Raw genomic sequence first — 5,734 nt, 5'->3', positions numbered from 1 at the left:
GGCCGCCGGCGGGAAGCCGCCGCCTACAATCGCGGCCCATGGATCTCTCTGCCCTGACTGCCCTCTCCCCGCTGGACGGCCGCTACGCCGCCCGGCTGGCCTCCCTGCGCCCCATCATGAGCGAGCACGGCTACATGCACCGGCGCGTGCAGGTCGAAGTGACCTGGTTCATCGCCCTGTCGGACGCCGGCTTTGCGGAATTTCCGCCCCTGTCGCCGGCCGCGCGGGCGCACCTGCGCAGCTTGGTGGAGCGCTTCAGCGAGGCCGACACCCAGGCCATCAAGGACATCGAGCGCACCACCAACCACGACGTCAAGGCGGTCGAGTACTGGATCAAGTCGCGCTTTGCCGGCCACGCGGAACTCGAGCGCGCCGCCGAGTTCGTGCACTTCGCCTGCACCAGCGAGGACATCAACAACACCAGCCACGCGCTGCAGCTGCGCGCCGGGCGCGACGCGGTGCTGCTGCCGGCGCTGGACCGGCTGGCCGGCAGGCTGCGCGCCATGGCGCAGCAGTTCGCCGCCACCCCCATGCTCAGCCGCACGCACGGCCAGACCGCCAGCCCCACGACCGTTGGCAAGGAAATGGCGAACGTGCTGGTGCGGCTGGAGCGCGCACGCGCCCAGATCGCCGCCGTGCCGCTGCTCGCGAAGATGAACGGCGCGGTCGGCAACTACAACGCCCACCTGGCGGCCTGGCCGGACTTCGACTGGGAGGCGTTCGCGCGCCGCGTGGTGGAGGCGCCCGAGCCGCAGGGCCTGGGCCTCAGCTTCCAGCCGTACTCCATCCAGATCGAGCCGCACGACTACATGGCCGAGCTGTTCGATGCGGTGGCGCGCGCCAACACCATCCTGATCGACCTCGCGCGCGACATCTGGGGCTACATCTCGCTGGGCTACTTCAAGCAGCGGCTCAAGGAGGGCGAAATCGGCTCTTCCACCATGCCGCACAAGGTCAACCCCATCGACTTCGAGAATGCCGAGGGCAACCTGGGGCTGGCCAATGCGCTGCTGCGCCACCTGGCGGAAAAGCTGCCCATCAGCCGCTGGCAGCGCGACCTCACGGACTCCACCGTGCTGCGCAACCTCGGCGTGGCGCTGGGCTACGCGGTGCTGGCCTACTCCTCGCTGATGACCGGGCTGGACAAGCTGGAGATCAACGCCCCCGCCTTGGAGGCCGACCTGGATGCCAGCTGGGAAGTGCTGGCCGAGCCCATTCAGACCGTCATGCGGCGCCATGGCGTGCCGGGGGCCTACGAGAAGCTCAAGGAAGTCACGCGCGGCCAGAGCGTCACGCGCGAGGCGCTGCACGCGCTGATCGAGGGCCTGGACATTCCTGCCGAGGACCGCGCGCGCCTGCTGGCGCTGACGCCTGCCGGCTACACCGGCAAGGCCGCCGAGCTGGCGCGCCGCGCCTGAGGAAGGCGCCGGCCCATGGCCCTCAAGTCCACCATCTTCAAGGCCGGCCTGTCGATCGCCGACATCGACCACGGCTACTACGCCGACCACGATCTGGTCCTGGCGCGCCACCCGAGCGAGACCGACGAGCGCATGATGGTGCGGCTGGCGGCCCTGGCGCTGCAGGCGCATGGGCTGCAGGAGCGCTGCCAGGGCGACGGCCAGCTGGCTTTCGGCGCCGGCCTGTCCGATCCCGAGGATCCGGACGTGTCCCTGACCGACTTCACGGGCCGGAAGCGCCTGTGGATCGAGGTGGGCCAGCCCGAGGACAAGCCGCTGGCGAAGGCCTGCAGCAAGGCGGACCTGGTGGTCGTCTATGCCTTCCACCCGGCGGCTGAGGTCTGGTGGCGCGGCATCGAGGGCAAGCTCGCCCGCCTCGACCGACTGGAAATCTGGCGCATCCCGGCGCAGGAGGCGCAGGCCTTGGCCCGGCTGGCAGAGCGCAGCATGCAGCTGCAGGCCACCATCCAGGACGGGGCCCTGACGCTCAGCGGCGCGCATGGCAGCGCCCTGATCGAGCCGCAACGCTGGAAGTGAGGGCGCGCAGCCGCCCTCCCGGATGGCGCAGCGCAACCAAGGCGACTTGAGCTGCCCACAGGTCGACCTATGATTTCCCGGGGGGGAGGGCGCCAGCTAGCGCCTCCGCCCCTTGCCGCGCCGGCGCCGCCATCAGCGGGTCGGGCGCGCAATGCCATGCCGATCGGCAAAACTCCATAAAAGGGGGAGACTTTCATGACTGATTTCGATCCACAGGCGCGGGCATCGGCCGCGGTCCGTCCCACGCGGCGGCAGGCGCTGGCCACGCTGGGCGCCGCCGCGGGGGCCGGGATGGCCGCCTGGCTGCCCACGGCTGCGCGGGCCGCGACCACCACCCTGCAGTGCGCGGGAGCCTACACCGACGCGCTGTTTCATACGCAGAACCTGCAGCAGTTCGCCCGGCAGGCGGGCGAGGCCAGCCAGGGCGCGCTGCAGATCGAGGTGGTCACCAATGCCAAGCTGATGCCGATGATCGAAGTCATCCCCGCGCTCAGCAAGGGCGAGCTGGCCATGGGCGAGATCTTCATGTCGAACTTCGCGCAGCAATACCCGCTGCTGGGCATCGACTCGCTGCCTTTCATCGTGCGCAGCTTCGAGGATGCCCACCGGTTGTGGGAAGTGACGCGCGAGCCGACCCGTGCCTCGCTGCAGGAGCAGGGCATCCGGGTGCTCTACGCTGCGCCCTGGCCCGGACAGGGCCTGTTCGCCCGCACGCCGGTCAACCGGCTCGATGACCTGAAGGGCCAGAAATTCCGCGTGAACAACGACGCCACCAAGTTCATGGCCGAGGTCGCAGGTGCCACGCCGGTCGACATCGCGGCGAACAACCTGGCCAAGGCCATCCAGGACGGGCAGGTGGACGCGATGGTCACTTCCAGCACCACCGGCGTCGACAGCCAGTCGTGGAACGCCATGGGCATCTTCGTGGACATGCGCGCCTGGATCCCGAAGAACCTGATCCTGATGAGCGAGAAGCGCTGGGCCCAGTTGCCCGAGGACGTGCGGAAGGCCCTCGAGACCGCTGCCGCCCAGGCCGAGGCGCGGGGCTGGCAGCTGGCGCGCAGCGCCGACGAGGCCGCGCAGCGCGTGCTGGCGGAGCGCGGCACCAAGATCAGCCAGCCCAGCTTCGAGCTGCGCCGCACGCTGGACCTGATGGGCGAGAAGTTCGCCCGCGAATGGTCAGGCAAGGCCGGGGTCGGCGGCGCGCGCGCCCTGATCAGCTACTACGCCCCCGCCGGCTGAGCCTAGCGGGGCATCGGCCCGCCACAATTCCAGCACTGCTCGAAGCCGCCCTCCACGCGCTCGCCGCAGCCCGGACAGAACCACTGGCGCTGCGGCATCCGTTCCAGCTCCTGCAGCAGGGCGCGGGCGCGTTCGGCGTGCTCCGGGTATCGCAGCCAGATCTCCGGCAGGCACTCGCCCGGCGGCAGGTGGCCGGCCGCGGCGCCCAAGTGCTGGCGCTGCACGCTGGCCGGAAGTCCTGCCTCGCACAGCAGGTCGCGCCACAGCGTGGCGATGGCGATGTTGGGGGCCTGGGTCAAGCGCAGCATGGGTCCGCCACGATAGCCGCAGCCGCGGCGGCCGTAAAGCGGCTTCAATGCGGCGCTGCCGCGGCGCCGGCGCGTCCGGCGTAGCGGGCCGTGAAGCGCAGGGCCGTGCCCTCGCGCTCGATGCGGCGCCACACGGCACGCTTTTGCGCCGGGTCCATCTCCAGCCAGTGCTGCACTTCCGTGAAACTGCGCCCACAGCCCTTGCACCATTCGTCGCCCTGGCTGGTCGAGCACACGGCGATGCAGGGCGTGTCCGGCAGCGTCTCGTACCACGCAAGCCATGCCGACCGGGCGGGGCCTGGCAGCGCCGGCAGGGGCACTTCCTGCGCGCCGGCGTGCGCCATGGCGCCGTAGACCTCGGCCAGCGCCGCCACTTCCGGCGCCAGCGCTCCCGAGCCGTCTACTGGTGCGCGCTCGCGCCAGAAGTTGATGGCCGCCTCGAGGTCGGCGATGTGCAGGGGGGCGGGGGGGATGGACATGGCTCGGGGCGTCGATGATAGCCAGGAGGCCATGCCCGCCGCCGCTGCGCGGACGGACGCAATCTGTGGTCCAATAGGGGAATTCAAAGGGGAGTAGCTCCCTGCCGGCAGGCCGCACGCAGCCGCCTTCCGGCAGATGGACGGGTCGTCAGGACGAAGCCTTGCGGCTTCCGGCCCTCCAGGCGTGGCGCACGGGACCGCAAGGGACCGTGTCCGGCGCGCCGAGCAAGACCTTTGGGCGCCTGGGCGTTGCAACGCTTTTCCGGGCGGCTCAAAGCGTCCTCTCTCCTGCGCGCAGGCACCCGGACGCCGCCGCCGTCCCGGGCAAGCACCCAGGCATGACCAATGCACTTGGAGGCACTTTGCCCATGGACCTGGACTTTCTGACCCACACCCCGTTCTGGATCGCGCTCGGCCAGATCATCATCATCGACATCCTGCTGGGCGGCGACAACGCGGTCGTCATCGCGCTGGCCTGCCGCAAGCTGCCGGCGGCGCAGCGCCGCAAGGGCATCATCTGGGGCACGGCCGGCGCCATCGCGCTGCGCGTGGTGCTGATCGTCTTTGCCATGCAGTTGCTGAACCTGCCGGCCCTGAAGGCGGTGGGCGCGCTCTTGCTGGTGTGGATAGGCGTCAAGTTGGTCGCACCGCAGGACGAGGACGAGCACGCCAACATCCAGGGCAGCGACAAGCTGCTGGCGGCCATCAAGACCATCCTCGTGGCCGATCTGGTCATGAGCGTGGACAACGTGATCGCCATCGCCGGGGCGGCGCAGAGCTCGGGCGAGCACCAGACGCTCTTGGTGGTGCTGGGCCTGCTGATCTCCGTGCCGATCATCGTCTGGGGATCGCAGCTGGGGATTCGCCTGATGGAGCGCTTTCCGCTGGTCATCGTGGCCGGGGGCATGCTGCTGGGCTGGATCGCCGGCGGCATGCTGGCCACCGACCCGCTGTTCGTGAACCACGGCCAGTGGCTGTGGGCGCCCAAGTGGGGTGTGCTGGATGGAGAGGGCCACGCCAAGCTGTCCACACCCGTCTACTGGGCGGCCCACCTGGCGGGCGCGCTGCTGGTGCTGGCGCTGGGCAAGTGGGTGGCGGCGCGGCGCGGCCGGCCTGCCGCGCCCGTGCAACACGGCTGACCGCAGGCCGCCCAGCGGCTGCCGCCCGGTGCTATGCTGGGCGGCATGCGATTGCTCCTCAAGTGGATCCTGAGCGCCATTGCGCTGCTGTGCGTGGCCTACATGTACAGCGGCGTGCAGGTGCAGAGCTTCGGCGCCGCCATGGGCGCGGCCTTCGTGATCGGGCTGTTCAACGTGGTGTTGCGGCCGGTCCTGGTGATCCTGACCCTGCCCGTCACCATCGTCACGCTGGGGCTGTTCCTGTTCGTCATCAACGCGCTGATGTTCTGGGCGGCCTCGGGCGTGCTCGGCGACGGCTTTCATGTGCGCGGCTTCGGCGCGGCGCTGCTGGGCTCGCTGATGTATTCCGTGCTCGGAATCGTCATCGAGTCAGCGCTCGGCGGCCTGTTCGCGAAGAAGTGATTCGACGGCGCGCAGCCGGGTGTCGATGATCGAGGCCTCGATGTGGTCGGCCGCGGCGCGGCCCCTGCGCGCCAGGTCCTGCCCGGCCTTGAAGCGGTCCACCGCAGCGGCGTAGTCGTAGCGCGCCACCTGCGCCTCGGCTTCGGCGCGCACGGCGCGCAGCGGCTGGC

At 70.2% G+C, this 5,734-nt stretch carries 7 protein-coding genes and 1 pseudogene; 5 read left to right on the top strand and 3 right to left on the bottom strand.

The genetic code is table 11. The features are described 5' to 3' along the window. Positions 1–38 precede the first annotated feature (38 nt). The 3 genes from purB to A612_RS14325 all read left to right on the top strand — a co-directional run bounded on the left by purB (position 39) and on the right by A612_RS14325 (position 3,236). Entirely contained in the window at positions 39–1,418 is a 1,380-nt protein-coding gene (gene purB, locus A612_RS14335) for an adenylosuccinate lyase (protein WP_019375140.1), read from the top strand. A 15-nt stretch (positions 1,419–1,433) separates the two neighbouring features. Then, positions 1,434–1,994: a YaeQ family protein gene (locus tag A612_RS14330; RefSeq protein WP_019375139.1), complete on the top strand. Its 561-nt coding sequence runs from the start codon at positions 1,434–1,436 to the stop codon at positions 1,992–1,994. 195 nt (positions 1,995–2,189) lie between these two features. Further along, positions 2,190–3,236, top strand: coding sequence for a TRAP transporter substrate-binding protein (locus tag A612_RS14325; protein ID WP_019375138.1), 1,047 nt, complete (start codon positions 2,190–2,192; stop codon positions 3,234–3,236). Positions 3,237–3,238: 2 nt separating this feature from the next. Here the strand turns inward: A612_RS14325 and A612_RS14320 are convergent, their stop codons facing one another. Continuing rightward, positions 3,239–3,544, bottom strand: a complete 306-nt coding sequence (locus A612_RS14320; protein WP_019375137.1) for a putative signal transducing protein — start codon at positions 3,542–3,544, stop codon at positions 3,239–3,241. 44 nt (positions 3,545–3,588) lie between these two features. Next, the gene (locus A612_RS14315; protein ID WP_019375136.1) at positions 3,589–4,023 is read right to left on the bottom strand and encodes a DUF3717 domain-containing protein; all 435 of its coding nucleotides are present in this window, start codon (positions 4,021–4,023) and stop codon (positions 3,589–3,591) included. A gap of 368 nt (positions 4,024–4,391) precedes the next feature. Between A612_RS14315 and A612_RS14310 the strand changes: the two genes are divergently transcribed. Continuing rightward, entirely contained in the window at positions 4,392–5,162 is a 771-nt protein-coding gene (locus A612_RS14310; RefSeq protein WP_019375135.1) for a TerC family protein, read from the top strand. A 45-nt stretch (positions 5,163–5,207) separates the two neighbouring features. Beyond that, positions 5,208–5,564, top strand: a complete 357-nt coding sequence (locus tag A612_RS14305; protein WP_040437063.1) for a phage holin family protein — start codon at positions 5,208–5,210, stop codon at positions 5,562–5,564. Here the strand turns inward: A612_RS14305 and A612_RS14300 are convergent. Then, positions 5,532–5,734, bottom strand: a pseudogene (locus A612_RS14300) (M48 family metalloprotease); the annotation flags it as partial. The gene A612_RS14305 and the pseudogene A612_RS14300 sit on opposite strands and share 33 nt — an antisense overlap.

Origin of the sequence: Melaminivora alkalimesophila (genome assembly GCF_000282995.1) — a bacterium.
GTDB classification, from domain to species: domain Bacteria; phylum Pseudomonadota; class Gammaproteobacteria; order Burkholderiales; family Burkholderiaceae_C; genus Melaminivora; species Melaminivora alkalimesophila.
This window is presented reverse-complemented; position numbering and strand designations above follow the sequence as displayed.